The organism is Mycobacterium sp. 4858 (genome assembly GCF_900240975.1).
GTDB lineage: Bacteria > Actinomycetota > Actinomycetes > Mycobacteriales > Mycobacteriaceae > Mycobacterium.
The window spans coordinates 1,118,370-1,144,903 of record NZ_LT968776.1 but is presented as its reverse complement, the minus strand read 5'-3'; the positions used below and the strand labels follow the sequence as shown (position 1 = coordinate 1,144,903).

Sequence of the window (26,534 nt, the reverse complement as noted above, 5' to 3'; positions counted from 1 at the left end):
TCTCGAGAAAGGGATGTTGTGACGCAAACGAGTGGCGAAATACCGCTCTCCTTCACCGACAAGTGCAAGCGGCTTTTCCTCGGGCAGCCGTTGACCACCGACCAGCTGGACGGCGAGAGGCTGCCGAATCACATTGCCCTCGGGGCGCTCTCGCCGGACGCAATCTCATCGACGGCGTACGGCACCGAGCAGATCATGATCGAGCTGCTCCCGGCGGCCGGCATGGCGGCGTACGCGTTGGTGCTCCCGATCACCGGCGTCATCCTGGTGATCCTGGCCCTGGTGTGCGCCTCATACCGGGAGGTCGTAATGGCCTACACGCGGGCCGGTGGGTCCTACACTGTCGCGCGGGAGAACTTCGGTCCGCGGGTGGCACAGGTTGCTGCCGCGGCGCTGCTGATCGACTACGTGGTGACCGTGGCGGTGCAACCGGCGGCGGCGACGGTGGCGGTGGTGTCGGCGATTCCCCAGCTGCGGCCGTATCACCTGGAGATCACGTTGGCGGCGGTGGTGCTGATCTGTCTGGCCAACCTGCGCGGGTTACGACGGTCGGGGCGCACGTTCGCGATGACGACGTATGCGTTCGTCGCCATGATCACGTTGACGATAGTGACCGGCTTCGTTCGCGAAATGTTCTGGGGCTTACCGAAATACGATCCGCAGCACATCGCGGGCGCAGTGCCGGTGCATCAGGGCGGCGGCCTGGTGATGGGTGCGACGATCCTGATCGTGTTGCGCGCGTTCGCCAACGGTGGCACCTCACTGACCGGGGTGGAGGCGGTGTCGAACACCGTCAACGTCTTCCGAAAGCCACAGGGCCCCAACGCGCGTCGTGTGCTGACGTGGATGGCCTGCATCCTCGGGTTCTTGCTCGCGGGCGTGGGCTGGCTGACCCACGTCACCCACGCCGTGGCCTATCTCGACGAATACCCGTCGATGCTGTCGGAGATAGCCCGGGCGGTCTTCGGCCACGGCGTGATCGGCAACATCCTCTACTTCGGTGTGCAGGCGTCGACGGCGGCGATCCTGTTCACGGGTTGCAACACCAGCTTCAATGGCTTTCCCGCGTTGGCGAGTTTCGTTGCCGAGGACCGTTTTCTGCCCCGCCCGCTGACGAAACGCGGGCATCGCCTGGTGTTCTCCAACGGTATCTTCGTGCTGACCGCGCTGGCCATGGTGTTGCTCGTCATCACCGAGGCGAAGGTGAGTGCGCTGGTGCCATTCTTCGCGATCGGTGTCTTCACCGCCTTCGCGATGGCCGGCTACGGCATGGCCAAGCATCATCTGACCCGCCGCGAGCCGGGCTGGCGTGCCAAGCTGGCGGTCAACCTGGCGGCGGGGATCCTGTCGACGGTCGTGGTGGGGATCTTCGTGGTGGCCAAGTTCACCGAGGGTGCCTGGCTGATCGTCGTCATCTTCCCGTTGCTGGTGCTGGCCTTGATGCGGCTCAACCGGAAATACCGTGACGAGGCCTCCGTGCTGGAGATGACGCGCGCCGAGGATCTCGACCTGGCGCGGCATCCGCGCCTGCAGGTGCTGGTGTTCGTGGACACCATCGATCTGGCCGAGATCGAGGCGGTGCGGCTCGGGCATGGGCTGCACGCCGACGAGCTGACCGCGGTGCACTTCGTGATCGACGTCGATCACGCGGTGCGGCTTCGCGAGCGGTGGGATCGCTTCGAGCACGACACCCCACTGTGGTTGATCAACTGCCCCGATCGGCATTTGAGCCGGGCCGCCCACGAATTGGTGCTGCGGGTCCTCAAGGACCATCCGGACACCAGGGTGACGGTGCTGTTGCCGCGCCGGACCTATTCACCCCTGTTGGGTCGGCTGCTGCACGACCGCACCGCGGACAAGATGGCCCGGACCGTCAGCCGCGTCCGGGGGGCGACCGCGATCATCGTCCCCTACGACATCGAGTCGCGCATCGCGCGGATGGCCCCCCACGGCCTCGAGGCTCCCGCCGCGGAAGTGGTCGGCCCCGTCGGGGCGCCGGTCTCGACCCTGGTGGGCGACTGAGCGGGTCCTTTGGCCCACGGGACGGGCCCGAAGGCCCTACCGAACATGACGCCGCGGTGCGGAGACTTTGCCTAACACGGGCTCCACACCTAAGGCAGGTCAGTCATGTTCATGCAGGTGCTCAAGCGCTGGGGCGGTGCCGCCGTCGCCACCACGAGTCTGCTCACCGTGGGGACGACCGGGACGGCCGGCGCCGACTACGCCGGCGTCCCGCAGTGGTACTCACAGGCCCAAGAGCATTTGGCCAACACGGCGAATCAGATGCAGGCGGTGGTCGACGCGATCAAGGCCAACGACCTCGGCGCTCTGCACTCGGCATGTTCGGCCGTCCACGACGAACAAACGGTCGGCCTGCAGGCCCACCTGCCCACGCCGGATCCGGCGCTGACCAGGGCGCTTCAAGCCGAGATCAACGACTTCCACACGGCGACCCACATCTGCATGTCCCTGGGGCCGAACAGCACGCCGGCCGACCTGGACCGGGCGGACGCGTTCACCCAGCGGGCGATTGACGACCTCAAGACGGTCAACGACATCCTCGTCGAAGACCTCAGTTGAGCCTGCGCTTCAGTTCGTCGCGGGCGCGTTTCTCCGCCAGCAGCGTGACGAAGTCGCGGATCCGGCTGTCGCGGAACCGGGCGTGCTCCTGCCGCAGGAGGTCGCCGACGTCGTCGGTGGAGATGCGGGGAAACTCGTCGACCAGTCGTCGCTCGACATCGGCCAACAGCCTTTCTTCGCTCACCTGAACCATTTCACCCATGGTCTACAGGGTTGCCATCCGTGTCGTTTCGTAAAACGGCCCGGCTACCCGGCGAGCGTCGCCCTGATGCAGACGGTGACATAGGGCAATGCCAGCCCCGTCGAATTCGCCAGCGCCGGGTGGGTGGCCAGCAACTCACGCACCTGGTCCAGGGTTTGGGTGCGGACCTCGGTCGGCGAGGTGATGCAATAGCTGCGCGAGGCGACCAGGTCGATCAGGGCTTGCGGCGTCAGGTAGTTCGTCCACTCGACCTGGTGGCGCTCCGGCGCGGTGAACGACTCGGTCAAGTCCACGTCGAAGCGGCCCCGGTCGCCGTCGGAGCCGATGATGTCGCCCAGCTCCCGCACCCAGCCCAGCCGTTCGTCGCGGGTGTTCCACACCAGACCCAGCCGCCCGCCCGGCCGCAGCACCCGGGCCACCTCGGGAATCGCGCGCTCGGGATCCACCCAGTGCCACGCCTGCGCGACCAGCACAACGTCAACGCTGTTGTCCGGCAACGGAATGTCTTCCGCCGTGCCCAGCAGCGCCCGGGTCTCCGGCAGGGAGGTGCGCAACACCTCCAGCATGTCGGGAATCGGGTCGACCGCCACCACGTCCAGGCCGCGTTCCACCAGCCGCGTGGTCAGCTTGCCGGTGCCTGCACCCAGGTCCAGCACCTGGCGCGCGCCGCGGGGCAACAGCCAGTCGATGGCCTCCGGGGGATAGGACGGACGCCCCCGCTCGTAGGCCGCGGCCGCCGAACCGAACGACAGCGAGCGATCGTGGCGAGAGCGGGTCACCGCCGACACGTGCCTTCGGTAGCGGCCAACTCCAACGTCTCGCGGATCAGGGCGCCGACCGCCTCCGATTCCACCAGGAAGCCGTCATGACCGCAGATGGACTCGACAACGTGCAGGCCGCCGCAGCCCGGCAGCACGTCGGCGAGTTCCTGCTGCAGCCGCAGCGGGTAGAGCCGGTCGGAGGTGATGCCGCCGACCACGGCAGGCACCGGGCAACCGCGCAGGGCCTTGCGCACGCCACCGCGACCGCGGCCGACGTCGTGGCTGTTCAGCGCCTCGGTCAGGGTCACGTAGCTGCCCGCGTCGAAACGGGCCAGCAGCTTGTCGCCCTGGTGTTCCAGGTAGCTCTGCACCGCGTAGCGGCCGCCTCCGAATGGGGGGCCGGGGTCCTCGCCGGCCTGTACGTCGTTGCCGAACCGGGTGTCCAGCTCCGCTTCCCCGCGGTAAGTCAGATGGGCGAAGCGGCGGGCGATCATCAGGCCGGTATCCGGTGTGCGGCCGGTGTCGTGGTAATCGCCGCCCTGCCAGTTCGGGTCGGCCTTGATGGCCGCGATCTGCGTGGTCTGGGTGCCGATCTGGTCCGCGGTCGCGCGTGCGCCGACCGCCAGCAGCAGCCCGGCCCGCACCCGGCCAGGATGGCCGACCATCCACTCCAAAGCCCGTGCGCCGCCCATAGATCCACCAACAACCGCGGCGACCTCGTTGATTCCCAGCGCGGCCAGCGCGGCGATGTCGGCCTCCACCTGGTCGCGCACCGAAATCTTCGGAAACCTTGAGCCCCAGGGCTTTCCGTCGCGAGCCAGCGAGCTGGGCCCGGTGGAGCCGCGGCATCCGCCCAGCACGTTGGTCGCTATCGCGCACCAGCGGTCGGTGTCGATCGGCGCGCCCGGCCCGGCCACCCCGTCCCACCAGCCGCCGGTGGGATGCCCCGGGCCGGCGGGCCCGGTGATGTGCGAGTCGCCGGTCAGCGCGTGCAGCACCACCACCACGTTGTCGCGGGTCGGCGACAGCTCGCCCCAGCGCTGAACGGCGATGCAGACGTCGTCGATCACGGCGCCGCTCTCGGTGGTCAGCGAGCCGATGTGCACCAGGCCGATCTCGCCTTCGGCCGGCAGCGTCTGGGTTCCGACGTCGGAGATCGTCATCGCCGGCCCCTTAGAACGCCGCCACTGCTTGCGGGTCGGCGCCCGGGGCCTGCGCGCCCGCACCGTACTTGCGCGCGGCGGCGAAGCCGAGCTCCAGGTCGGCCAGGATGTCGTCGATGCCCTCGATCCCGACGGCCAGCCGCACCAGGCCCGGGCTGACACCGGTGCTCAGCTGCTCGGCCGGGCTGAGCTGGGCGTGGGTGGTCGAAGCCGGGTGGATCACCAGGGAGCGCACGTCGCCGATGTTGGCGACGTGGCTGTGCAGCTTCAGCGCGTTGACGAACGCCTTGCCGGCCTCGACGCCGCCGGCCAGCTCGAACGAGAGCACCGCGCCGGTTCCCTTGGGCGCCAGCTTCTTTGCCCGCTCATGCCAGGGCGAGCTGGGCAGCCCGGCGTAGTTGACCGCCAGCACGCCCTCGTGTCCCTCGAGGAATTCGGCGACCCGCTGCGCGTTGGTGACGTGGCGCTCGACGCGCAGACTCAGCGTCTCGATCCCCTGGGCCACCAGGAACGCGTTGAACGGCGACGCGGCGGAGCCGAGGTCGCGCAGCAGCTGCACCCGCGCCTTGAGCGCGTACGCCGGCGGGCCGAGCTCGGCGAACACCACGCCGTGGTAGCTCGGGTCTGGCGTGGTGAATCCGGGGAAACGGCCCTGCGTCCAGTCGAAGGTGCCGCCGTCGACGATGACCCCGGCGATCGCGGAGCCGTGCCCGCCGAGGTACTTGGTCGCGGAGTGCACCACGATGTCGGCGCCGTGGGAGAACGGCTGGATCAGGTAGGGAGTGGCGATGGTGTTGTCGACGATCAGCGGTATCCCGTTGGCGTGGGCGACACCGGCCACCCCCGGGATGTCCAGCAGATCGATCTGCGGGTTGGAGATGGTCTCGCCGAAGAACGCTTTGGTGTTCGGCCGCACGGCGGCCTGCCAGGAATCCAGGTCGTCGGGATCGTCGACGAAGCTCACCTCGATGCCCAGCTTGGCCAGCGAGTAGTGGAACAGGTTGTAGGTACCGCCGTAGAGGCGCGGGCTGGAGACGATGTGATCCCCGGCACACGCGAGGTTCAATATGGCGAATGTCTCAGCGGCCTGGCCCGAGCTCAAGAACAGCGCGGCCACGCCGCCCTCGAGGGCGGCCACGCGCTGCTCGACGACATCGGTGGTCGGGTTGCCGATCCGGGTGTAGATGTTGCCCGGAACCTCCAGCCCGAACAGCGCCGCGGCGTGCGAGGTGTCGTCGAAGACGTAGGAGGTGGTCTGGTAGATCGGCAGTGCGCGGGCGTTGGTCGCCGGGTCCGGTTGCTGACCGGCGTGTACCTGCTTGGTCTCGAAGGACCAGCGGGCGGTCGGGTCGGCGTCGTCGTTGCTGGTGGTGCTGTTGTCGGGGCTCACGTGCGGTTGCTTTCTGGCTCGAGATCTGCGAATCGGGTATCGGGGATGCCGGCGGCTGGGCGGCCGCGGGTCAACAGCGACACGCGCTACGGCACATGAGCCGATCGCAAAGAGCTAAAGATGTGCACATCACGTCTTCCCCTCTAGTCAGGGGTCCGTTATGGCGGACCCGCGCTTGCCGCGCAGCCTGTGGCTACTAGACCTGGTCATCACCCGGGGCACCCCACCGCGGTTGGAGGGTTGCCGGCCAGCAAGCCGGGGCTTGATGCTGGCGCTCATGACCAATACGGAGACTATCTTACTGTGCCGACTGGATGCCAATGGCAGGTCGACACCTGCCCAAACGCCCTTGATAACGTGGCAGCAAGAACGCTGAGCCCCCCACAGATCTGACCGATATTCGAGGTTTTCCACGCCGGGAGAGGGACCGTGAGCGCCGAACAGCCGACCGTCATCTACACACTGACCGACGAGGCGCCGTTGCTGGCGACCTACGCGTTCCTTCCGATCGTGCGCGCCTTCGCCGAGCCGGCGGGCATCGAGATCAAGACCAGTGACATCTCCGTGGCCGCACGGATCCTCGCCGAGTTCGGCGACTACCTGACCGAAGAGCAGCGGGTCGACGACAACCTGGGGGAGCTGGGCCGGCTGACGAAGCTGGCCGACACCAACATCATCAAGCTGCCCAACATCAGCGCCTCGGTGCCCCAGCTGATCGCCGCTGTCAAGGAACTGCAGGGCAAGGGCTTCAAGGTTCCGGACTTCCCACAGAGCCCGAAGACCGACGAGGAGAAGGAAATCCGCGTCCGCTACGGCAAATGCCTGGGCAGCGCGGTCAACCCGGTACTGCGGGAAGGCAATTCGGACCGTCGTGCGCCCAAGGCCGTCAAGGAATTCGCGCGCAGGCACCCGCACAGCATGGGCAAGTGGTCGCCGGCCTCGCGCACCCACGTCGCGACCATGCGGCACGGCGACTTCTACCACGGCGAGAAGTCGATGACGCTGGACCGCGCGCGCAACGTGAAGATGGTGCTCAACACCAAGAGCGGGAAGACCCTCGAGCTCAAGCCCAAGGTCGAGCTGCGCGACGGCGACGTCATCGACAGCATGTTCATGAGCAAGAAGGCCCTGGTCGAGTTCTACGAGGAACAGATGCAGGACGCCTACGAGACCGGCGTGATGTTCTCCCTGCACGTCAAGGCCACCATGATGAAGGTCTCCCACCCCATCGTCTTCGGCCACGCCGTCAAGGTCTTCTACAAGGACGCCTTCGCCAAGCACCAGGAGCTCTTCGACGAGCTCGGCGTCGACGTCAACAACGGATTGGTCGACCTGTACAGCAAGATCGAGTCGCTGCCGGCGTCGTTGCACGAGGAGATCATCCGCGACCTGCACGCCTGCCACGAGCACCGCCCCGAGCTGGCGATGGTCGATTCGGCCAAGGGCATCACCAACTTTCACTCGCCCAGCGACGTGATCGTGGACGCGTCGATGCCGGCGATGATCCGCGCCGGCGGCAAGATGTGGGGCGCCGACGGGCGGCAGAAGGACACCAAGGCCGTCAACCCCGAGTCGACGTTCTCCCGCATCTATCAAGAGATCATCAACTTCTGCAAAACCAACGGGCAGTTCGACCCGACCACGATGGGCACCGTGCCCAACGTCGGCCTGATGGCCCAGCAGGCCGAGGAGTACGGCTCGCACGACAAGACATTCGAGATTCCCGAGGACGGCGTCGCCGACATCGTCGACCTCGACACCGGCGAAGTCCTGCTGACCCAGAACGTGGAGGAGGGCGACATCTGGCGGATGCCGATCGTCACCGACGAAGCGATCCGCGACTGGGTCAAGCTGGCCGTCACGCGAGCGCGAAACTCGGGCATGACGGTGGTGTTCTGGCTGGACACCGAGCGGCCGCACGAGGTCGAGCTGCGCAACAAGGTGAAGCGGTACCTCAAGGAGCACGACACCGAGGGCCTGGAGATCCAGATCATGCCCCAGGTGTGGGCGATGAGGTACACGATCGAGCGCGCGGTGCGCGGGCAGGACACCATCGCCGCCACCGGAAACATCCTGCGCGACTACCTCACCGATCTGTTCCCCATCCTGGAGCTGGGCACCAGCGCCAAGATGCTGTCCATCGTTCCGCTGATGTCCGGTGGCGGAATGTACGAAACCGGGGCGGGCGGATCGGCGCCCAAGCACGTGCACCAACTCCTCGAGGAGAACCATCTGCGCTGGGATTCCCTCGGTGAATTCCTGGCCCTGGGCGCGTGTTTCGAAGACATCGGGATCAAGACCGGCAACGAGCGCGCCAAGCTCCTGGGCAAGACGCTGGACGCGGCGATCGGCAAGCTGCTGGAGAACAACAAGAGCCCGTCGCGCAAGGCCGGCGAACTCGACAACCGCGGCAGCCAGTTCTACCTGGCGCTGTACTGGGCGCAGGAACTCGCCGGGCAGTCCGACGACGAGGAGCTGCGCAAGCACTTCGCCGCCCTCGCCGAGTCGCTGGGCCAGAACGAGGACACCATCGTGGCCGAGCTAGCCGAGGCGCAGGGCGAGCCGGTCGACATCGGCGGCTACTACTACCCGGACAACGAGAAGACGACTGCTGTCATGCGGCCGAGCAAGACGTTCAATGAAGCGCTAGCCGCTTCGCAAAGCTCGTAAAATCAAGGGCCGCGAAGGGAAAGTCGAACTCGATATGGCAGGCGAACAGAAGATCAAGGTCAAAGGGCCGGTCGTCGAGCTCGACGGTGACGAGATGACCCGCGTCATCTGGAAGTTCATCAAGGACCTGCTGATCCTGCCGCATCTGGACATCAACCTCGAGTACTACGACCTCGGCATCGAAAACCGCGACCGCACCAACGACCAGGTGACCATCGACGCCGCGTACGCCATCAAGAAGCACGGCGTCGGGGTCAAGTGCGCCACCATCACCCCCGACGAGGCGCGCGTCTCCGAATTCAACCTGAAGAAGATGTGGCTGTCGCCCAACGGGACAATCCGGAACATCTTGGGTGGCACCATCTTTCGCGAGCCGATCGTCATCTCGAACGTGCCGCGGCTGGTGCCGGGCTGGACCAAGCCGATCGTCATCGGCCGCCACGCCTTCGGCGACCAGTACCGGGCGACCAACTTCAAGGTCGACAAGCCGGGCACCGTCTCGATCACGTTCACGCCCTCGGACGGCAGCGAGCCGATGGTCCACGAGGTGGTGTCCATTCCCGACGACGGCGGCGTCGTGATGGGGATGTACAACTTCAAGGAATCCGTCCGCGACTTCGCGCGCGCCTCGCTGGCGTACGGTCTCAACGCCAAGTGGCCGGTGTACCTGTCCACCAAGAACACCATCCTCAAGGCCTACGACGGCATGTTCAAAGACGAGTTCCAGCGCATCTACGACGAGGAGTTCAAAGACAAGTTCGAGGCCGAGGGGCTGACTTACGAGCACCGGCTGATCGACGACATGGTCGCCGCCTGCCTGAAGTGGGAGGGCGGCTACGTGTGGGCCTGCAAGAACTACGACGGCGACGTCCAGTCCGACCTGGTCGCCCAGGGCTACGGCTCGCTGGGGCTGATGACGTCGGTGCTGATGACCGCCGACGGCAAGACGGTCGAGGCCGAGGCCGCGCACGGCACCGTCACCCGGCACTTCCGCCAATACCAGGCCGGCAAGCCGACCTCGACGAACCCGATCGCCTCGATCTTCGCCTGGACGCGGGGGCTGCAGCACCGCGGCAAGCTCGACGACACCCCGGAGGTGATCGAGTTCGCGCAGACGCTGGAGGACGTGGTGGTCGCGACGGTCGAGAGCGGGAAGATGACCAAGGACCTGGCCATCCTCATCGGGCCCGAGCAGGAATGGCAGCAGAGCGAGGAGTTCCTCAACTCGATCGCCGAGAACCTGGAAAAGAAGCTGGTCAGCTAGCCGATGGGTTGGCGCCCCGGGTCGCCGAGCTGCACTCGTCGAGGAACTCGGTGATCAGTTCGGCGACGCGCTCCGGCGCCTCGAACATCGGGATGTGCCCTACGCCGTCGAGCTCGGTGACCTGGTGGTCGTCGGGCAGGTGGGTGGTGAAATGCCTGCTGAACCTGGGTGCGGGCACGATCCGGTCTTTCTCGCAGATCACCAGGTGCGCCGGGACGGCGTTCTCGGCCAGCTCCCGCAGGCCGTGCAGCAGCAGCGACTTGACCAGCAGCTGGAAATACGCAGGGCAGTGGGCGACGTCGTCGATGCAGCCGAGCAGCTGCTCCTCGGTGACCCCGTCGGGCCGCGCGCTGATCGCGTAGGTGGCCAGCTGCCGGCTGAACGGCAGGCGCATCACCTTCGGGCCGAACAGCCAGGCCAGCACCAGCAGCGGAATGCCCAGGATGAACTTGGCGATCACCTCGAACTTGGCCGGGCTCCAGCGCGTCCAACCCCCGGCCGGGGCGATGCCCATGACGCTGCGCGCCCGCCCGCGCCGCTCGAGTTCGAACGCCACCCAGCCGCCCAGCGAGTTGCCCACAATGTGGGCGGTGTCCCAGCCCAGCTCGTCCATCTGCTGTTCCACGTGGTCTGCCAGGACCGCCGAGGACAGGAACCAGGTGCCCGCGGAGGGGCCGCCGTTGTGGCCGGCCATCGTCGGGGCGAACACCTCGTAGCGCCCGGTGCCGGCCAACCGCTGGGCGACGTCCTCCCACACCGCCTGTGACAGCAGGAACGGATGCAGCAACAGCACCGGCTCCCCCGAGCCGAGGCGGATCGGTGGCCGGGTCCCCGTGTTGCTGTTGATCCTCTTGCTCCCCATACCGCCGACATTAAAGGCGGTACCGCCGGTACCGCAAGCGAGGCGCAGCGCGAGCGCCCGGCGGGCCGGGAACTCGAAGGCGAGCGCCCGGCTGGCCGGGGACTCGGCGCCAGCGGGCCGCGTGAAAAGATCGGTGCATCATGAGCACCGCTACCGGATCCCGCCGGATATTCTCCGGCGTGCAGCCCACTTCCGACTCGCTCCACCTGGGGAACGCGTTGGGTGCCATCACCCAGTGGGTGGCGCTGCAGGACGATCACGACCCCTTCTTCTGCGTGGTCGACCTGCACGCCATCACCATCCCGCAGGACCCCGAGGCGCTGCGCCGCCGGACCCTGGTGACGGCCGCCCAATACCTGGCGCTGGGCATCGACCCCGCCCGCAGCACGATCTTCGTACAGAGCCACGTGCCCGCCCACTCCCAGCTCGCCTGGGTGCTGGGCTGCTTCACCGGCTTCGGGCAGGCCTCGCGGATGACGCAGTTCAAGGACAAGTCGGCCCGCCAGGGCGGCGACTCGACCACCGTGGGCCTGTTCACCTATCCGGTGTTGCAGGCCGCCGACGTCCTGGCCTACGACGCCGAGCTGGTGCCGGTGGGCGAGGACCAGCGTCAGCATCTCGAGCTGGCGCGCGACGTGGCGCAGCGGTTCAACAGCCGGTTCCCCGACACGTTCGTGGTGCCGGACCTGCTCATCCCGAAGGTCACCGCCAAGATCTACGACCTGCAGGACCCGACGTCGAAGATGAGCAAATCCGCGGCCACCGATACCGGACTGATCAACCTGCTCGACGAGCCCGCCGTGTCGGCCAAGAAGATCCGCTCGGCCGTCACCGACAGCGAGCGCGAGATCCGCTTCGACGCCGACGCCAAGCCGGGGGTGTCGAATCTGCTGACCATCCAGTCCGCGGTCACCGGCGTCGGCATCGACAAGCTGGTGGAGGGTTACGCCGGACGGGGTTACGGCGACCTGAAGAAGGACACCGCCGATGCGGTCGTCGCGTTCGTCGGCCCGATCAAGACCCGCGTCGACGAATTGCTGGCCGACCCGGCCGAATTGGAGGCGGTACTGGCGTTCGGCGCGCAGCGGGCCGAGGACGTCGCCGGCAAGACCGTCCGGCGGGTCTACGATCGCCTCGGGTTTCTTCCGCAACGGGGATGAGTTCACCATGAGCGAGCCGGCGAAGGCGGGCGTCCTCGATCGGCTACGGGACCGGCACGCGTGGCTCGACCATGTCATCCGCGCCTACCAGCGTTTCGACGACCGCAACGGCGGGTTCTTCGCCGCCGGGCTCACCTATTACACGATCTTCGCGCTATTCCCTTTGCTGATGGTCGGTTTCGCGGCCTTCGGGTTCATCCTGGTCCGACGGCCGGAACTGTTGAGAACGATCGACGACCACATCCGGTCCCAGGTGACCGGCGCCCTGGGAGATCAGCTGCTGGACCTGATGAACTCGGCGATCCACGCGCGGGCATCGGTGGGTGTCATCGGCCTGGCCACGGCCCTCTGGGCCGGTCTGGGCTGGATGTCACATCTGCGCCAGGCGTTGACCGAGATGTGGTGGGACGACCGCATCGAGTCGCCGGGCTTCGTGCACAACAAGTTCTCCGACCTGTTGGCCATGGTGGGCACCTTCGCGGTGACCATGGCGACCATCGGCCTGACCACCCTGGGCCATGAGGCACCGATGTCGGCCTTGCTGAAATGGCTTGGCATACCGCAGCTTCTGGTGTTCGACTGGTTGTTCACAGCGCTGTCGATCGTGATCTCGACGGCGGTGTCCTGGCTGCTGTTCGCCTGGATGATCGCCCGGCTGCCCCGCGAGAAAGTCAGCGTGGCCGATTCGGCGCGCGGCGCGCTGTTGGCGGCGATCGGCTTCGAAGTGTTCAAACAGGTGGCCTCGATCTATCTGCGGGTGGTCCTGCGCAGCCCCGCGGGCGCCACCTTCGGCCCGGTGCTGGGTCTGATGGTGTTCGCTTACATCACCGCGTATCTCGTGCTCTTCTGCACGGCATGGGCGGCGACGGCATCCGGTCACCCGCGCTTCCGTCATGTCGCCCCGCCCGCGCCGGCGATCATCGCCCCGCGCGTGCAACTGGACGAGGGCATCAGCACGCGTCAGACGCTGACCGCGATGGCGTTGGGAGCCGTTGGGGCGCTGGCCCTCTCCCGCGTCACGCGATGGCTGCGCTAGCCGCCCACCCGCCAGCGGCCGGCCACCATGACCGCGGCCACCCGCAGATCACCGTCCAGCACAACAAGATCGGCGGCGTAGCCGGCGCACAGACTGCCCACCCGTTCGAGCCCGAGGGCCCGCGCAGGTGTCGCCGACGTCATCTGCGCCGCGATGGCCGGCCCCGCAGCGGCATTCACGGCGCGAAAGATTTGGTCCATGGTGGCGGTGCTGCCGGCGATCGTCGACGCCCCGCGCACCCGCGCCACGCCGGACACGATGTCGACGGTCACCGCGCCGAGGCGACACGTGCCATCGCCGCACCCGGCCGCGGCGATGGCGTCGGTGATCAGCGCGACCCGGCCGGGCCCCGCGGCCTCGATCACCGCGCGCACGACGGCCGGGTGCACGTGCACGCCGTCGGCGATCAGCTCGACGGTGACCCCCGGGTGGCGCAGCAGGGCGAGCGCCGGCCCGGGCTCGCGGTGATGCAGCGGCGGCATCGCGTTGAACAGGTGGGTGCCGACCGTCGCGCCCAGTGCGATGGCGTGTTCGGCCTGCTCAAAAGTGGCGTCCGTATGCCCCACCGCCACAACGACTCCGGCGTCGAGGAAGCGCCGGATCGCCTCGTCGGCCCCGGGCAGCTCGGGAGCCAGCGTGACCATCCGGATCGCGCCGCCGCCGGCGTCGAGCACGGCGTCGATCTCGGCGGGGTCCGGGTCGCGCAGTAGGGCGGGGTCGTGCGCCCCGCAGTGGGCCCGGCTCAGCCACGGCCCCTCCAGGTGGATGCCCGCGACGGTGCCGCGCCGGCTGGCGTCGGCGAGCGCGCGCACCCCGGAGAGCAACTCCGCGGGCGAGGCGGTCACCAGGCTGCCGAGCGTCGTGGTGGTGCCGTGCCGCAGGTGGAAATCCGCCGCACCGGCAATCCCGTCACGGTCGGTGTAGGAGTCCCCGCCGCCGCCGTGCACGTGCATGTCGACAAAGCCGGGCACCACGGTGCCGCCGGGAAATTCGGCGTCGGCCGGGCCGGGCGGGGTGCCCGCGCCGCAGGCCAGGATCCGCCCGTCGCCCGTCTCCAGCCAGCCCGGCCGGGCGACCTGCTCGTCGAGCACCATGGTGCCCGCGGCGATGACTACCATCGGCCGCCGTTCTCCCAGAAGTGCCGGATCTCCTCCAGCTGGCGCCCCTTGGTCTCCGGCGCATACCGGTATACGACGACGAACGCGATCACCGCCAGGGCGGCGAACACCGCGAAAGTGCCTGCGCCGCCCAGGGAATGCAGCATGGTGAGAAACACGGCGGCGACGATCGCGTTGGCCACCAGGTTCGAGGTGAGCATGGTGCTCGACCCGATGGACCGCAGCCGGGACGGGAAGCTCTCGCTGGCGTACACCCAGCCCAGGGAGCCGAAACCCATGGTGTAGCCGACGATGAACAACAGTATCCCGGCGAAGCCGAGTGCCGCGCCCCCAAGGCCCCGCCCGAACACCGCCATCAACACGGCGTCGGCGGCGACCATCATCGCGATGCCGGACAACAGAATTGGGCGCCGGCCCACCCGGTCGACGAGCAGCAGCGACGCGCCCACGGCGGCCAACCCGGCGACCTGGACCAGGGCCGGCAGCGCAAGCAGCGCGAAGTTGCCCGTGAAGCCCATCGCCTGGAAAATCCGTGGGCTGTAATAGATGATCGCGTTGATCCCGGTGATCTGGATCAGGAAGCCGAGCGTGATCACGAAGGCGGTGGCCCGCGAATACGGTGGGCGCAGCATCTCCGACCAGCCGCCGCTCCCTTCGCTCAGCGCGCGGCCGATCTCGGCGAGCTCCTCGTCGACCCGGGCGTCCGGCTCCACGCGAAGCAACGCCTGGCGGGCCTCGTCGGGCCGGCCCTTGAGCACGTACCACCGCGCCGTGTCGGGCGCGCGAATCAGCAACGGCAACAACAGTATTGCGGGCACGATGGCCAGTCCCAGCATCCACCGCCAGCTGTGGGTGCCGGCCAGCAGGTACCCGGTCAGGTAGCCCACGATGAGTCCGCTGACGATGGCCAGTTGATAGGCCGTCAGCAGCGAGCCGCGCACCGCCGTCGGGGCCGACTCCGCCACGTACACCGGGACCACCACCACCGCCACGCCGAGGGTCAGGCCCAGCAGGAGCCGGGCCGCCAACAGCATCGGCAGCGACACCGAGAGCGCGCCCAGCAGGGCGAACGCCGCGTACGCGACCAGCAACAGCACCACCGACTTCTTGCGCCCGATCGCGTTGGCCAGCACGCCCGCACCGAGCGCCCCGGCGATCTGGCCGAGCACCACCATCGTCGTCAGCAGTTCCTGTTGCCGCGTCGACAGGCCGAAGTCCTCGGTGACGTAGAGCTGCGCGCCGGCGATGATGGACAGGTCGTAGCCGTAGATGACGCCGATGCTGGCGGCGGTCAATCCGACCCGCAATCCCCGCCGGGCATCAGTCATCTCGGTGAGTCTAGTGTCGCGGCCCCGCGCCTATTCGGCAGAAACCCGGACCCGCCCGCGTCCCCCGGCGCCGGTGCTATCTTGGGCCGCGTGCGCCTTGGACCGCGGGATCTCTAGATCGTGCGGCTGAATCGACTTCGAGGACTGCGCTGGGCGGCAGTCGCGGCTATCGCCCTTCTGGCGCCGCTTGCTCTCACGCACTGCCCGCGCACGCTCGGAGCTTTGACCACCGTCGCTGCGATGCATCATGAATCCGCACGGGCGGCGATCCCCGTCGGTGAGCAGCTCATTGAGCACACGCGCGCCGCGTCGACGCAGCACAAGGCCACCCCCGGCGAGCTGTGCCGCGGCGGCGATTTCACCCTCGTTGCGAGTGGTTCGGCGTCCGGAACCGATGACTCACGGAGCACGCCCGCGGTCGGCGTTACCCAGGGGATCGATGTCTCCGGGAGGACCGCCAGAGCACCTCCGCCACAATCTACGCACGGTCCCCGTGTTTTCGGCGGACGTGCTCGCCTTCATCTGCTCTGCTTGCTCCGGCGCTGAGGAAGACCTCGTCGCCGGAGGGAAATGCTGCTCTCGCCACCGCGGACAGAGCTCGCCAATTCCTTCGGCCATCCATTTCCATGATCATGTTCGTTGTTTTAAAGGATGGCACATTCAATGCAAAATCAAGGCCTCGCTGTTTCGCCCACCACCCAAAGCTCGTCAGCCGCGCTCATTCTCCTTCCGCTTCGGCTTGTTGTCGGCTGGACATATTTCTCGGCATTTTGGCGCCGGGCAATTCTCGCCGACAAGCTGGACCCCAGCGCCGCCGGCTATGTCGGAGAGAAGTTCAACAATTTCCTCCCCAACGCGCTGGGCATCAAGCCGGTCATAAATTACGTTGTGCTGCACCCGGATATTTTGAAATGGTCCATGATTGCGTTCACGATGGTGGAAGCGCTCGTCGGATTGTGCCTCATGCTCGGGATATTCACCCGGGCAATGGGTGCGAGCGCCATGCTGCTGGCTTTCGGCATTCTGCTGAGCGCGGGGTGGCTGGGCACCACCTGTCTCGATGAATGGCAGATCGGAATTCTGGGTATCGCGTCCGGCGTCGCGTTCTTGCTCGGCGGTGGCGGCGAGTACTCGGTCGATGCCCTGCTGAGGCGCAAGGGCTTGAGCTTCACCCGGAGCAAGCGGTTTACCTGGCTCGCTTCGGGTGAATCGACGGTCAGCAAGCGGGCCGTCGTCATCGGGGCGGCTGCGGTGCTCGCAGTAACGCTGGTGACCAACCAGTATTTCCATGGCGGTGTCTATGGACCGCTGCACAACAAATCGATCAAACCGGTGGTCGAGATATCCGACACCAGTATCACGGACGGTGGTTTGCGGTTTACCGTCTATCGGACCGAAGGCGTGGACGTGTACGGCTCATTCCTGGTCAGTGTCGCTCTAGTCGATGACGGTAAGACGATCTTGAAAATTGCCGGGCCACAGCTGAGCCAGCTGCCCAAGAGCGACATCGTCAATTACCATGTGGCGGCGGTGAAACCGGGGACGTGCGGCCTGGTCATACCGTTGGGAGCCAAAGCCCGGATCTCGCTCAACACCGGGGCCGTCGCAATTGACAAGAATCGGAGTTACGCCCTTATCCTCACCGACGTGAGCGGCGTCCGCTGGCAAATACCGGTCACCGGAGGGTGACCTTCCGCCGGCCCCGACTCAGTGTTGGGGCCGGCGGTTCATCGAGCGTGCGACCATGATCAAACTGAACACGACGATGGCTCCGATGACGGCGACGCCCACCCGGATGGGCAACGCGTCCGCCGAGGGGAGGAGCCCCGCGGCCTGGGCGCCGCTGGCTTGCCGGTCGGCGGCGCTGTCGCGTTTGGCGGGCGCCAGCGAGGGATCGGGCTCGATCAGGTTGCCGACCTGGGTGCCCTGCGGCGTGCTGAATCCGTAGTCCAGCAGGTGGGCCGCCTGCTCCCACGGGGCGATCGGCTGCCGCGTCCCGTGCAGCAGCACCGCCATGAGCCGCCGGCCGTTGTGGTTGGCCGCACCGACGAACGTCTGGCCGGCGTCGTCGGTGTAGCCGGTCTTTCCGCCCAGCGCGCCCGGGTACTTGTAGAGCAGCTGGTTGTCGTTTTCCAACTCGTAGCCGGGGTGGTCGCCGTGGCCGGGGAAATCGAACGTCCGCGTGGCGACGATGTCGGCGAAAGTCGGGTTCTGCCAGGCGTACCGATAGAACAGGCTGATGTCGTAGGCCGAGGTGCTCATGCCCGGCCCGTCCAGGCCGGACGGCGTCGCCACCCGGGTGTCCTTGCCGCCGAGCTTGGCGGCGAGCACGTTGATCTTCTCCACCGCCTGCTGCATGCCGCCGAGTTGCATGGCCAGCGCGTGCGCGGCGTCGTTGCCGGAGTGCATCAGCAGGCCGTGCAGCAGCTGGTTGACGGTGAACACGCCGCCCTCTTCGACGCCGACCTTGGTGCCCTCGGCGGCCGCGTCCTCGGCGGTGCCGGGAACCGACTTGTTCAGGTTGAGCGCGTTGATGGACGCCATCGCGACCAAGACCTTGATGATGCTGGCGGGGCGGTGACGGCCGTGCGGGTCCTTGGCGGCGATCACGGCGCCGCTGTCCAGGTCCGCCACCAACCATGCGTCGGCGGAGACATCGGTGGGCAGCGGCGGCGTATCGGGGGCGGCGACGATCCCGCAGCTGCCCAGCGCCTCGCCGCCGACCGGCTTGGGGGGCACCGCCAGCGGGATCGGCGGGTCGCCGGCCTGGGGCACCTCCGACGAGTCCACCGCGGGCGGGGTGTTCACCTTGAACGGGCAGTTCGCGGGCGCGGCGTTGGGCTCGGCGCCGGGCTCGGCCCTTCCGACCGGCAGCGCGGCGGGGGCGGCCAGCGTCACCGGAGCGGCGATCAGGAAAACGGCCACTGCCAGGCACGATGCGGGGCGTAGGAAGTTCATTGCTTGTGCAGACTAGGCGATCGACGGGCCGATTCGGGGGAGCCGCGCTGTGACTGGTGAGACGGAAGTTGCGACATCGCCGGGCGGCGGGAACGCGGGCGAGCCACTACGCTGGGCATGCCGTCGCCGCGACGGCGCCGAATCTTCCCGCCGAACCGCGAGGGCCCCGCTATTCCCAACGATCGATTCTGGTTCCGCCGGCGGCGGGACCGCGACGCACCGCGAGCGCTGCCACAGCTGCTCAAGGAGGTCGAGAAGGCGACGCAGGTCCGCCGCTCCGGCCTCGAGGGCGTGCTCGCCGAGTTGCGGCAGCACCGTGACGCGGCGTCCGACGCCGGCCTGCGGGAGGCGCTCACCTGGCTGTGCAACTCGGTATCGCGGATGGCCGCCAGCCCGACGGCGGCGCATTCCCGGGAGGTTTTGATCGCCGCCGACGCGGTGAAGCGCGCCTAAAGCCGCCGAGAAGCCTCCCCGAGCACGTCCCGCAAAACAGATTCGATGGTGTCGAACTCCGCCTGACCGCTGATCAGCGGGGGCGCCACCTGCACGACGGGATCGCCGCGGTCGTCGGCGCGGCAGTACAGGCCCGCCTCGAACAGTGCGGGCGAGACGTAGCCGTGCAACAGCCGTTCGCACTCGGCATCGCTGAACGTTTCCTTGGTCGCCTTGTCCTTGACCAGTTCGATGCCGTAGAAATAGCCCTCGCCGCGGACGTCGCCGACGATGGGCAGGTCGTAGAGCTTCTCCAGCGTGGCGCGGAAGGCGGGCGCGTGTTGGCTGACCCGGTCGTTGAGGCCCTCGCGCTCGAAGATGTCGAGGTTGGCCAGCGCCACGGCCGTCGAAACCGGGTGTCCGCCAAAGGTATAGCCGTGCGGAAAGACGGTGGCGCCGTCGTTGAACGGCTCGAAGAGCCTCTCGCTGGCGATCATCGCGCCCAGCGGTGAATATCCCGACGTCAGGCCCTTGGCGCAGGTGATCATGTCGGGCACGTAGCCGAAGTCATCACAGGCGAACATCGATCCGATCCGGCCGAACGCGCAGATCACCTCGTCGGAGACCAGTAGCACGTCGTAGGAGTCGCAGATCTGGCGCACCCGTTCGAAATAGCCGGGGGGAGGCGGGATGGCCCCGCCCGCATTCTGCACCGGCTCCAGGAACACCGCGGCGACCGTCGCCGGGCCTTCGAACTCGATCGCCTCGGCGATCCGGTCGGCGGCCCATTGCCCGAACGCTTTCGGGTCGTCCGCGAACGGCTCCGGTGCGCGGTAGAAGTTCGTGTTGGGCACCCGGAAGCCGCCCGGGGTCACCGGTTCGAACGGTGCCTTGTATGACGGCAGGCCGGTGATCGCCAGGGCGCCCTGGGTGGTGCCGTGGTAGGCGATCGACCGCGAAATCACTTTGTGCTTACCGGGTTTGCCGGTCAGCTTGAAGTACTGCTTGGCCAGCTTCCATGCGGTCTCGACGGCCTCGGTCCCGCCGGTGGTGAAGAACACCCGGTTCAGGTCCCCCGGGGCGTAATGCGCGAGGCGCTCGGCCAGCTCGACCGCGGAGGGGTGCGCGTACCCCCACAGCGGGAAGTACGCCAGCGTGCTCGCCTGCCGCGCGGCGACCTCGGCGAGCTCGGCGCGGCCGTGGCCGACCTGCACCGTGAACAACCCGGACAGCGCGTCGAGGTAGCTCTTGCCGCGGTCGTCGAAGATGGTCACGCCGTCGCCGCGGACGATGACCGGCGGCGTGATGCCGGCGCCGTGCCGGGCGAAGTGCAGCCACAGGTGTTCTGTCATGTCGACCGTTAGCCTAACGCTCGCCGTCACCGCGCTAGGCTCGCGATATGACCGGGACCGAACAGGTCTCACAATTCGAAGCCCTGCGGCCGCACCTCATGGCGGTCGCGTACCGGCTCGTCGGCACGGTGGCCGACGCCGAGGACATCGTGCAGGACGCCTGGCTGCGCTGGGACGGACAGGACGCCGACATCACCGACCTGCGGGCCTGGCTGACCACCGTGGTGAGCCGGCTGGCGCTGGACAAGTTGCGCTCGGCCGCACACCGGCGCGAGACCTACACCGGCAACTGGCTGCCCGAGCCGGTGGTCACCGGCCTCGGCGGCGCCGATCCGTTGTCGGCCGTGGTTTCCCGCGAGGACGCCCGGTTCGCGGCGATGGTGGTGCTGGAACGCCTGTCGCCGGATCAGCGGGTCGCGTTCGTCCTGCACGACGGGTTCGCGGTGCCCTTCGCCGAGGTGGCGGGCGTGCTCGGCACCACCGAGGCCGGCGCCCGTCAGCTGGCCTCGCGGGCCCGCAAGGCGGTTGCGGCCCAGCCGCCACCCAAGCCCGACCCGTCGCACGACGAGGTGGTCGGCCGGCTGATGGCCGCCATGGCCGCCGGCGACCTGGACACCGTGGTCTCGCTGCTCCATCCCGATGTCACGTTCACCGGCGATTCGAATGGCAAGGCGCCCACGGCCGTTCAGGTCATCCACGGTCCGGACAAGGTGGTCCGGTTCATGCTGGGCCTGGCGCAGCGCTACGGACCGGCGATGTTCACCTCGTATCAGCTGGGGCTGGTCAACGGCGAACTCGGCATCTACACCGCGGGCTGTCCGGCGTCCGGCGGATACCGGGAAATGCTGCCGCGGATCACGGCGCTGACCGTGCGCGACGGAAAGGTCTGTGCGCTATGGGATATCGCCAACCCGGACAAGTTCACCGGCTCTCCGCTGCGGCCTCGCTAGCCCACGGCACGCGGCAGGCGTCGCCGGAGTTGAAGCCCTGTTCGGTGATGCCCAGCGCCGTGTTCATCCGGGCCCGCATGTTCTCCACGCCGATCTGGTACGTCAGCTCGATCACCCCGGCGTCGCCGAATCGGGCCCGCAGGTCGGCGACCTGCTCGTCGGTGACGGTGTGCGGATCGGTGGTCATCGCGTCGGCGTAACGGATGGCGGCGCGTTCGTCTTCGGTGAATGCCGTTGAGGTGGCGTAGTTGTCGATCTCTTCGAGTCGCTCGACGTCGAGGCCGTCCAGGCGCTGCAACATGGACCCGAAGTCGACGCACCAGGAGCAGCCGATGCTGCGCGCGGTCCACAGCACCGCGAGCTCGCGCACGCCGACCGGCAGCTGCGTGGACGCCCGGTCGATCATCGTCTCGTGCACGGCACCGGCGACCATCAGCTTGCGATGGTGGGCAGTCACGGTGAAGGGTTCCGGGACCTGGCCGTAGCGCCGCTTGGCGATCCGGTACATCACACGGGTCAACAGCCCGGCGCGCTCGGGGGACAGGGGTTCGATTCGGGTCTTCCGTGTCATACCCCTTAGACGAGACGGGCCGGACAACTGTGACGGCGGAATGCGCCTCGTCGGCCGCGGGAGAGCCGTAGCATGCGCCTAGCCACTCGACATCGATGATCAGTGGTTCGCGATGGGGAGCCGACGATGACCGCGCTGTTCAGCCCATGGTGGCGGGCCGATCAGTATGACTGGCTCTCGGGTTACCTCGCCTCGCGGCGCCTCAGCGGCGCCACCCGGGCCGTGATGGCATCCATTGCCGCGTCGATGGTGCTGTGCCTTCTGGCGCTGCTCGCCGGTTCCGATGGTCCGCGCGGACCGGTCCCGGTGGCGATGATGTGGCTTGCCGTCGCCGGCGGGGTGGCGGGCGTTTTGCTGTGGGTATGGCGCTGGCCCACGCGCCGGCAGTCGGTCGCCTTCGCCATGACGTGCAACACCGCCACCGCCCTGGCGTGCCTGGCGCACCCGAATCCGCTGGCCGCCCTGATCGGCTGCATCGCGTTCGCGACGTTCGGCGCCTACATGGCGTTCTTCCACACCACGGGGTTCGTGCTGTACAACTTCGCGGTCGCCGCCGCGGTCGGGTCCTGGGAGGCGTTGTCGCTGGCCCGGACCGGCCACCCCAGCCTGGCGGGGGTGGACCTGTGGCTGGTGATCGAGGTGAACATCGCCCTACCGCTGGCGATCCGGATCTTGGTGCGCGCCCTGTCGGGGGACCTGCTGACCGCGGACCGCGATCCGTTGACCGGCCTGCTCAACAGGCGCGCATTCCAGCACGAGGCGCTGGGGATGATCGTGGCGCGCCGGGGCATCGACTCCCACCTGGTGGTCATGCTGATCGACCTCGACAACTTCAAAGGCCTCAACGACAGGTGTGGTCACGCCGCCGGCGACCACGCGCTGGTCCAGGTCGCCCAGGCGCTGTTGGCCGCGGCGGACGACCAGGCGGTGGTGGCGCGAAGCGGTGGCGAGGAATTTCTCTTGGCGGGCACGTCCGCGGGCTGCAACGCCGAGTCGTTGGCCGCGCGGATGTGCCGGGCGATCGCGGCCTCGACCGCGGGGGTCACCGCCAGCATCGGCACCGCGTGCGCCCGCCTGGACGACACCGCCGTCGAACCGCAGATCCTTCTGGCCGAGTTGATCACCGCCGCCGACGCGGCGATGTACCAGGCCAAACGGTTGGGCGGCAACCGGTGTAGCCATCACGAGCTCTGTTGACCCGTGCGCATGGTCAGCGCGTGAACATCAGCGCGCGCTTGACCTCCTGGATCGCCTTGGTGATCTGGATGCCGCGCGGGCAGCACTCGGTGCAGTTGAACGTGGTGCGGCAGCGCCACACGCCGTCCACCTCGTTGAGGATGTCGAGGCGCTCGGCGGCGGCCTCGTCGCGGCTGTCGAAGATGAACCGGTGCGCGTTGACGATCGCCGCCGGGCCGTAGTAGCTGCCCTCGTGCCAGAAAACCGGGCAGCTGGTGGTGCAGGCCGCGCACAGGATGCACTTGGTGGTGTCGTCGTAGCGGGCGCGGTCGGTGGGGCTCTGAATGCGTTCCCGCGTGGGCGGATTGCCGCTGGTGACCAGGTACGGCTTGACCGCGCGGTAGGCGTCGAAGAACGGCTCCATGTCGACGATCAAATCCTTCTCCACCGGCAGGCCGCGGATCGGCTCGACCGTGATCGTGAGCTGCTTACCCGGCTTCTCGGGCAGCAGGTCGCGCATCAGCACCTTGCAGGCCAGCCGGTTGACGCCGTTGATGCGCATGGCGTCCGAACCACACACCCCGTGGGCGCAGGATCGCCGGAAGGTCAGCGTCCCGTCCAGGTAGCTCTTGATGTAGATCAGCAGGTTGAGGAGCCGGTCGCTGGGCAGGCATGGAACCCGAAAGCTTTGCCAGCCACCGGTTTTCGCGAAGGCGTCCGGGTCGTCGGGGTTGAACCGGGCGATCTTGAGGGTGACCATCACCGCCCCGTCGGGGATGGGCGGGAGCGGCGGCTCGACACGGGGTGCCTCTTCTTGCTCCAAGGCCTCGCCTGCGGTCATCAGTACTTCCGTTCCTTGGGCTCGTAGCGGGTCTGCACGACGGGCTTGAAGTCCAGCGCGATGTCGCTGAGCAGGTCGGTGCCCTGTTTGTAGGCCATGGTGTGGCGCATGTAGTTGACGTCGTCGCGGTTCGGGTAGTCCTCACGGGCGTGCCCGCCGCGGGATTCCTTGCGGTTCAGCGCGCCCACCACCGTGACCTCGGCCAGTTCCAGCAGGAAGCCCAGCTCGATGGCTTCCAGCAGGTCGCTGTTGTAGCGTTTCCCCTTGTCGTGCACGGTGATTCGGGAGTACCGCTCCTTGAGCGCGTGGATGTCGGTCAGCGCCTGCTTCAGCGTCTCCTCGGTGCGGAACACCGCGGCGTTGTTGTCCATCGACTGCTGCAGCGCGCCGCGGATGTCGGCCACCCGCTCGTTGCCGTGCTCGCTCAGGATGTCGCCCACCCAGCCGACCACCATCGCTTCCGGATTCGGTGGCATGTCGACGAAGTCGTGCCCGCGCGCGTAGTTGACCGCGGCGATGCCGGCGCGGCGGCCGAAGACGTTGATGTCCAGCAGCGAGTTGGTGCCCAGCCGGTTGGCGCCGTGCACCGACACGCACGCGCACTCGCCGGCGGCGTAGAGGCCCGGCACCGTGGAGGTGTTGTCCCGCAACACCTGCCCGGTGACGGTGGTAGGGATGCCGCCCATCACGTAGTGGCACGTCGGGTAGACCGGAACCAGCTCGTGCACCGGGTCGACGCCCAGGTAGGTGCGGGCGAACTCGGTGATGTCGGGCAGCTTGGCCTCGAGCACGTCCTCGCCGAGGTGGCGCACGTCGATGTAGACGTAGTCCTTGTGCGGGCCGGCGCCGCGGCCCTCCAAGACTTCCAGCACCATCGAGCGGGCCACGATGTCGCGCGGTGCCAGGTCGACGATGGTCGGGGCGTAACGCTCCATGAAACGCTCACCCTCGCCGTTGAGCAGGCGGCCGCCCTCGCCGCGCACGGCCTCGGAGATCAGGATGCCCAGCCCGGCCAGGCCGGTCGGGTGGAACTGATGAAACTCCATGTCCTCCAACGGAAGTCCCTTGCGGAACACGATGCCGATGCCGTCTCCGGTCAGCGTGTGCGCGTTGGAGGTGGTCTTGTACATCCGGCCCGAACCGCCGGTGGCGATCACCACGGCCTTGGCGTGGAAGACGTGGATCTGGCCGGTGGCCAGCTCGTAGGCCACCACCCCGGTGGCCACCGGCCCGCTCGGCGTCTCGGTGAGCACCAGGTCCAGCGCGTAGAACTCGTTGAAGAACTGCACGTCGTGCTTGACGCAGTTCTGGTACAGCGTCTGCAGGATCATGTGCCCGGTGCGGTCGGCGGCGTAGCACGCCCGGCGCACCGGGGCCTTGCCGTGCTCGCGGGTGTGCCCGCCGAAGCGGCGCTGGTCGATGCGGCCCTCGGGGGTGCGGTTGAACGGCATCCCCATCTTCTCCAGGTCGAGCACCGCGTCGATGGCTTCCTTGCACATGATCTCCACCGCGTCCTGGTCGGCGAGGTAGTCGCCGCCCTTGACGGTGTCAAAGGTGTGCCATTCCCAGTTGTCGTCCTCGACGTTGGCCAGCGCCGCGCACATCCCGCCCTGGGCGGCCCCGGTGTGGCTGCGGGTCGGGTACAGCTTGGTCAACACCGCGGTCCGGACCCGCGGGCCGGCTTCCACCGCCGCGCGCATGCCGGCGCCGCCGGCGCCGACGATCACGACGTCGTATCGGTGTTGCTGGATCAACCGGTCAGCCCCCTAAAATCACGAGATATTCGGGTCGAATGTCACCAGCACGTAGGTGCCCAGCACCAACGTGAACCCCATCGACAACAGCAGCAGGCTGTTGAGCCAGAACCGGGTGCTGTCCTTGCGGCTGTAGTCGTCGATGATCACCCGCAGGCCGTTGCCGCCGTGCAGCTGCGCCAGCCACAGCAGCGCCAGATCCCAGAACTGCCAGAACGGCGAGGCCCAGCGCTGCGCCACGTAGTTGAAGTCGATGCGGTAAACGCCGTCGTCCCACATCAGCATGATGAACAGGTGCCCGACGGCCAAGACGATGAGCGCGACGCCGGAGAACCGCATGAACAGCCACGCGAACTTCTCGAAATTGGGGATGCCGGCCCGGCGCCGCGGCGAGCGCGGGTTGTCCAGGCTGGCCGGCCGGTCGTGGCTGCGCTGCCGCACCGGGGCCACCTCGCCCCGGCCGAGCTGCAGGTCCGGGGAGCTCATCGCAGGTGCTCGGTGATGTGGATCCCGGTCACCACGCCGGCCGGCACCATGAGTAGCAGAAAGACGACGCCGACGATCCAGAACATCAGCTTCTGGTAGCGGGTGCCCTCGGACCAGAAGTCGATGAGGATGACCCGGATCCCGTTCAGCCCGTGGAATACCACCGCGGCCACCAGCCCGTACTCCATCAGTCCGACGACCGGGGTCTGATAGTCGTGGATCACCGCGTTGTAGGTCTGCGGGCTCACCCGCAGCATCGCGGCATCCAGCACGTGGACGAACAGGAAGAAGAAGATCGTCGCGCCGCTGATGCGGTGCAGCACCCAGGACCACATGCCCGGGTCGCCCCGATACAGCGTCCGGGGCGGTCGGCGCCTGCGCGCGGGCGCAGATTCTTTTGCCGGATCCGCGGTTGTCGCCTGTGTGGTCACCGGAGTCCTCACCGCCTTCTGACATTGGAGGGCAGTTCAGCCTAACCCG

Annotated in this window: 22 protein-coding genes, 2 pseudogenes and 1 riboswitch; of the genes and pseudogenes, 10 read left to right on the top strand and 14 right to left on the bottom strand. The window is 67.7% G+C overall.

All coding sequences use genetic code 11. The features are described 5' to 3' along the window. Nucleotides 1-18: 18 nt before the first annotated feature. Nucleotides 19-2,004 (top strand): annotated as a pseudogene (locus C1737_RS13845) (APC family permease); the annotation flags it as partial. A 123-nt stretch (nucleotides 2,005-2,127) separates the two neighbouring features. Next, complete coding sequence (locus tag C1737_RS13840) at nucleotides 2,128-2,580, top strand: hypothetical protein (protein WP_102418665.1); 453 nt, start codon at nucleotides 2,128-2,130, stop codon at nucleotides 2,578-2,580. Here the strand turns inward: C1737_RS13840 and C1737_RS13835 are convergent. Genes C1737_RS13835 through C1737_RS13820 form a run of 4 tightly spaced genes read right to left on the bottom strand, consistent with a single transcriptional unit; the run spans nucleotide 2,573 to nucleotide 6,096 of the window. Continuing rightward, complete coding sequence (locus C1737_RS13835) at nucleotides 2,573-2,782, bottom strand: three-helix bundle dimerization domain-containing protein (RefSeq protein ID WP_082972741.1); 210 nt, start codon at nucleotides 2,780-2,782, stop codon at nucleotides 2,573-2,575. The two genes, C1737_RS13840 and C1737_RS13835, sit on opposite strands and share 8 nt — an antisense overlap. Before the next feature lie 44 nt (nucleotides 2,783-2,826). Next, nucleotides 2,827-3,561, bottom strand: coding sequence for a class I SAM-dependent methyltransferase (locus C1737_RS13830; RefSeq protein WP_102419945.1), 735 nt, complete (start codon nucleotides 3,559-3,561; stop codon nucleotides 2,827-2,829). Next, nucleotides 3,558-4,706 (bottom strand): homoserine O-acetyltransferase, encoded by a 1,149-nt coding sequence (locus C1737_RS13825; RefSeq protein ID WP_102418664.1) that lies wholly within the window; start codon nucleotides 4,704-4,706, stop codon nucleotides 3,558-3,560. Before C1737_RS13825 ends, C1737_RS13830 begins: the two co-directional genes overlap by 4 nt. A 10-nt stretch (nucleotides 4,707-4,716) precedes the next feature. Further along, a complete protein-coding gene (locus C1737_RS13820) occupies nucleotides 4,717-6,096 on the bottom strand; it encodes a bifunctional o-acetylhomoserine/o-acetylserine sulfhydrylase (protein ID WP_067918204.1) in 1,380 nt (459 codons plus the stop codon). A gap of 166 nt (nucleotides 6,097-6,262) precedes the next feature. Next, nucleotides 6,263-6,379, bottom strand: a riboswitch (SAM riboswitch). Nucleotides 6,380-6,525: 146 nt separating this feature from the next. Between C1737_RS13820 and C1737_RS13815 the strand changes: the two genes are divergently transcribed. Together C1737_RS13815 and C1737_RS13810 are read left to right on the top strand one after the other, a co-directional pair. After that, complete coding sequence (locus tag C1737_RS13815; protein ID WP_067918208.1) at nucleotides 6,526-8,766, top strand: NADP-dependent isocitrate dehydrogenase; 2,241 nt, start codon at nucleotides 6,526-6,528, stop codon at nucleotides 8,764-8,766. Between the two features lie 34 nt (nucleotides 8,767-8,800). Continuing rightward, a complete protein-coding gene (locus C1737_RS13810) occupies nucleotides 8,801-10,030 on the top strand; it encodes an NADP-dependent isocitrate dehydrogenase (RefSeq protein WP_067918209.1) in 1,230 nt (409 codons plus the stop codon). Here the strand turns inward: C1737_RS13810 and C1737_RS13805 are convergent. Continuing rightward, complete coding sequence (locus tag C1737_RS13805) at nucleotides 10,023-10,820, bottom strand: alpha/beta fold hydrolase (RefSeq protein ID WP_199182968.1); 798 nt, start codon at nucleotides 10,818-10,820, stop codon at nucleotides 10,023-10,025. The two genes, C1737_RS13810 and C1737_RS13805, sit on opposite strands and share 8 nt — an antisense overlap. Nucleotides 10,821-11,032: 212 nt before the next feature. On the opposite strand from C1737_RS13805, the gene trpS reads away from it, so the two are divergent. Further along, the gene (gene trpS / locus C1737_RS13800) at nucleotides 11,033-12,052 is read left to right on the top strand and encodes a tryptophan--tRNA ligase (RefSeq protein ID WP_102418663.1); all 1,020 of its coding nucleotides are present in this window, start codon (nucleotides 11,033-11,035) and stop codon (nucleotides 12,050-12,052) included. Between the two features lie 7 nt (nucleotides 12,053-12,059). Beyond that, nucleotides 12,060-13,088: an inner membrane protein YhjD gene (gene yhjD, locus C1737_RS13795; RefSeq protein WP_067918212.1), complete on the top strand. Its 1,029-nt coding sequence runs from the start codon at nucleotides 12,060-12,062 to the stop codon at nucleotides 13,086-13,088. Here the strand turns inward: yhjD and nagA are convergent. Together nagA and C1737_RS13785 are read right to left on the bottom strand one after the other, a co-directional pair. Then, the gene (gene nagA, locus C1737_RS13790) at nucleotides 13,085-14,206 is read right to left on the bottom strand and encodes an N-acetylglucosamine-6-phosphate deacetylase (RefSeq protein ID WP_102418662.1); all 1,122 of its coding nucleotides are present in this window, start codon (nucleotides 14,204-14,206) and stop codon (nucleotides 13,085-13,087) included. The genes yhjD and nagA overlap by 4 nt on opposite strands. After that, nucleotides 14,200-15,534 (bottom strand): sugar porter family MFS transporter, encoded by a 1,335-nt coding sequence (locus tag C1737_RS13785; protein ID WP_102418661.1) that lies wholly within the window; start codon nucleotides 15,532-15,534, stop codon nucleotides 14,200-14,202. Before C1737_RS13785 ends, nagA begins: the two co-directional genes overlap by 7 nt. 663 nt (nucleotides 15,535-16,197) lie before the next feature. Here C1737_RS13785 and C1737_RS13780 point away from each other — a divergent pair. Then, the gene (locus C1737_RS13780; RefSeq protein WP_102418660.1) at nucleotides 16,198-17,223 is read left to right on the top strand and encodes a TQO small subunit DoxD; all 1,026 of its coding nucleotides are present in this window, start codon (nucleotides 16,198-16,200) and stop codon (nucleotides 17,221-17,223) included. Nucleotides 17,224-17,241: 18 nt separating this feature from the next. On the opposite strand, the gene C1737_RS13775 is transcribed toward C1737_RS13780, so the two are convergent. Continuing rightward, on the bottom strand, nucleotides 17,242-18,492 hold the full coding sequence (locus tag C1737_RS13775) for a D-alanyl-D-alanine carboxypeptidase family protein (protein ID WP_102418659.1): 1,251 nt from the start codon (nucleotides 18,490-18,492) through the stop codon (nucleotides 17,242-17,244). A gap of 228 nt (nucleotides 18,493-18,720) precedes the next feature. Between C1737_RS13775 and C1737_RS13770 the strand changes: the two genes are divergently transcribed. Continuing rightward, nucleotides 18,721-18,945 (top strand): hypothetical protein, encoded by a 225-nt coding sequence (locus C1737_RS13770; protein WP_067918236.1) that lies wholly within the window; start codon nucleotides 18,721-18,723, stop codon nucleotides 18,943-18,945. Here C1737_RS13770 and C1737_RS13765 read toward each other — a convergent pair. Beyond that, nucleotides 18,942-20,306, bottom strand: a complete 1,365-nt coding sequence (locus tag C1737_RS13765; RefSeq protein WP_255413402.1) for an aspartate aminotransferase family protein — start codon at nucleotides 20,304-20,306, stop codon at nucleotides 18,942-18,944. The genes C1737_RS13770 and C1737_RS13765 overlap by 4 nt on opposite strands. 17 nt (nucleotides 20,307-20,323) lie before the next feature. Between C1737_RS13765 and C1737_RS13760 the strand changes: the two genes are divergently transcribed. Then, nucleotides 20,324-21,226 (top strand): sigma-70 family RNA polymerase sigma factor, encoded by a 903-nt coding sequence (locus C1737_RS13760; protein ID WP_067918226.1) that lies wholly within the window; start codon nucleotides 20,324-20,326, stop codon nucleotides 21,224-21,226. Here the strand turns inward: C1737_RS13760 and C1737_RS13755 are convergent. After that, a pseudogene (locus C1737_RS13755) lies at nucleotides 21,198-21,830 on the bottom strand (carboxymuconolactone decarboxylase family protein); the annotation flags it as partial. The gene C1737_RS13760 and the pseudogene C1737_RS13755 overlap by 29 nt on opposite strands. Before the next feature lie 93 nt (nucleotides 21,831-21,923). On the opposite strand from C1737_RS13755, the gene C1737_RS13750 reads away from it, so the two are divergent. Beyond that, nucleotides 21,924-22,994 (top strand): diguanylate cyclase, encoded by a 1,071-nt coding sequence (locus C1737_RS13750; RefSeq protein ID WP_102418657.1) that lies wholly within the window; start codon nucleotides 21,924-21,926, stop codon nucleotides 22,992-22,994. A gap of 13 nt (nucleotides 22,995-23,007) precedes the next feature. Here C1737_RS13750 and C1737_RS13745 read toward each other — a convergent pair whose 3' ends face one another. Genes C1737_RS13745 through sdhC form a run of 4 tightly spaced genes read right to left on the bottom strand, consistent with a single transcriptional unit; the run spans nucleotide 23,008 to nucleotide 26,389 of the window. Then, nucleotides 23,008-23,814, bottom strand: a complete 807-nt coding sequence (locus C1737_RS13745; protein WP_067918231.1) for a succinate dehydrogenase iron-sulfur subunit — start codon at nucleotides 23,812-23,814, stop codon at nucleotides 23,008-23,010. Then, nucleotides 23,814-25,568: a succinate dehydrogenase flavoprotein subunit gene (gene sdhA, locus C1737_RS13740; RefSeq protein WP_068095949.1), complete on the bottom strand. Its 1,755-nt coding sequence runs from the start codon at nucleotides 25,566-25,568 to the stop codon at nucleotides 23,814-23,816. Before sdhA ends, C1737_RS13745 begins: the two co-directional genes overlap by 1 nt. A gap of 18 nt (nucleotides 25,569-25,586) precedes the next feature. Next, nucleotides 25,587-26,054, bottom strand: coding sequence for a succinate dehydrogenase hydrophobic membrane anchor subunit (locus C1737_RS13735; protein WP_067924494.1), 468 nt, complete (start codon nucleotides 26,052-26,054; stop codon nucleotides 25,587-25,589). Then, nucleotides 26,051-26,389, bottom strand: coding sequence for a succinate dehydrogenase, cytochrome b556 subunit (gene sdhC, locus C1737_RS13730; protein ID WP_068095947.1), 339 nt, complete (start codon nucleotides 26,387-26,389; stop codon nucleotides 26,051-26,053). The genes C1737_RS13735 and sdhC overlap by 4 nt, the downstream gene beginning before the upstream one ends. Nucleotides 26,390-26,534: the final 145 nt, after the last annotated feature.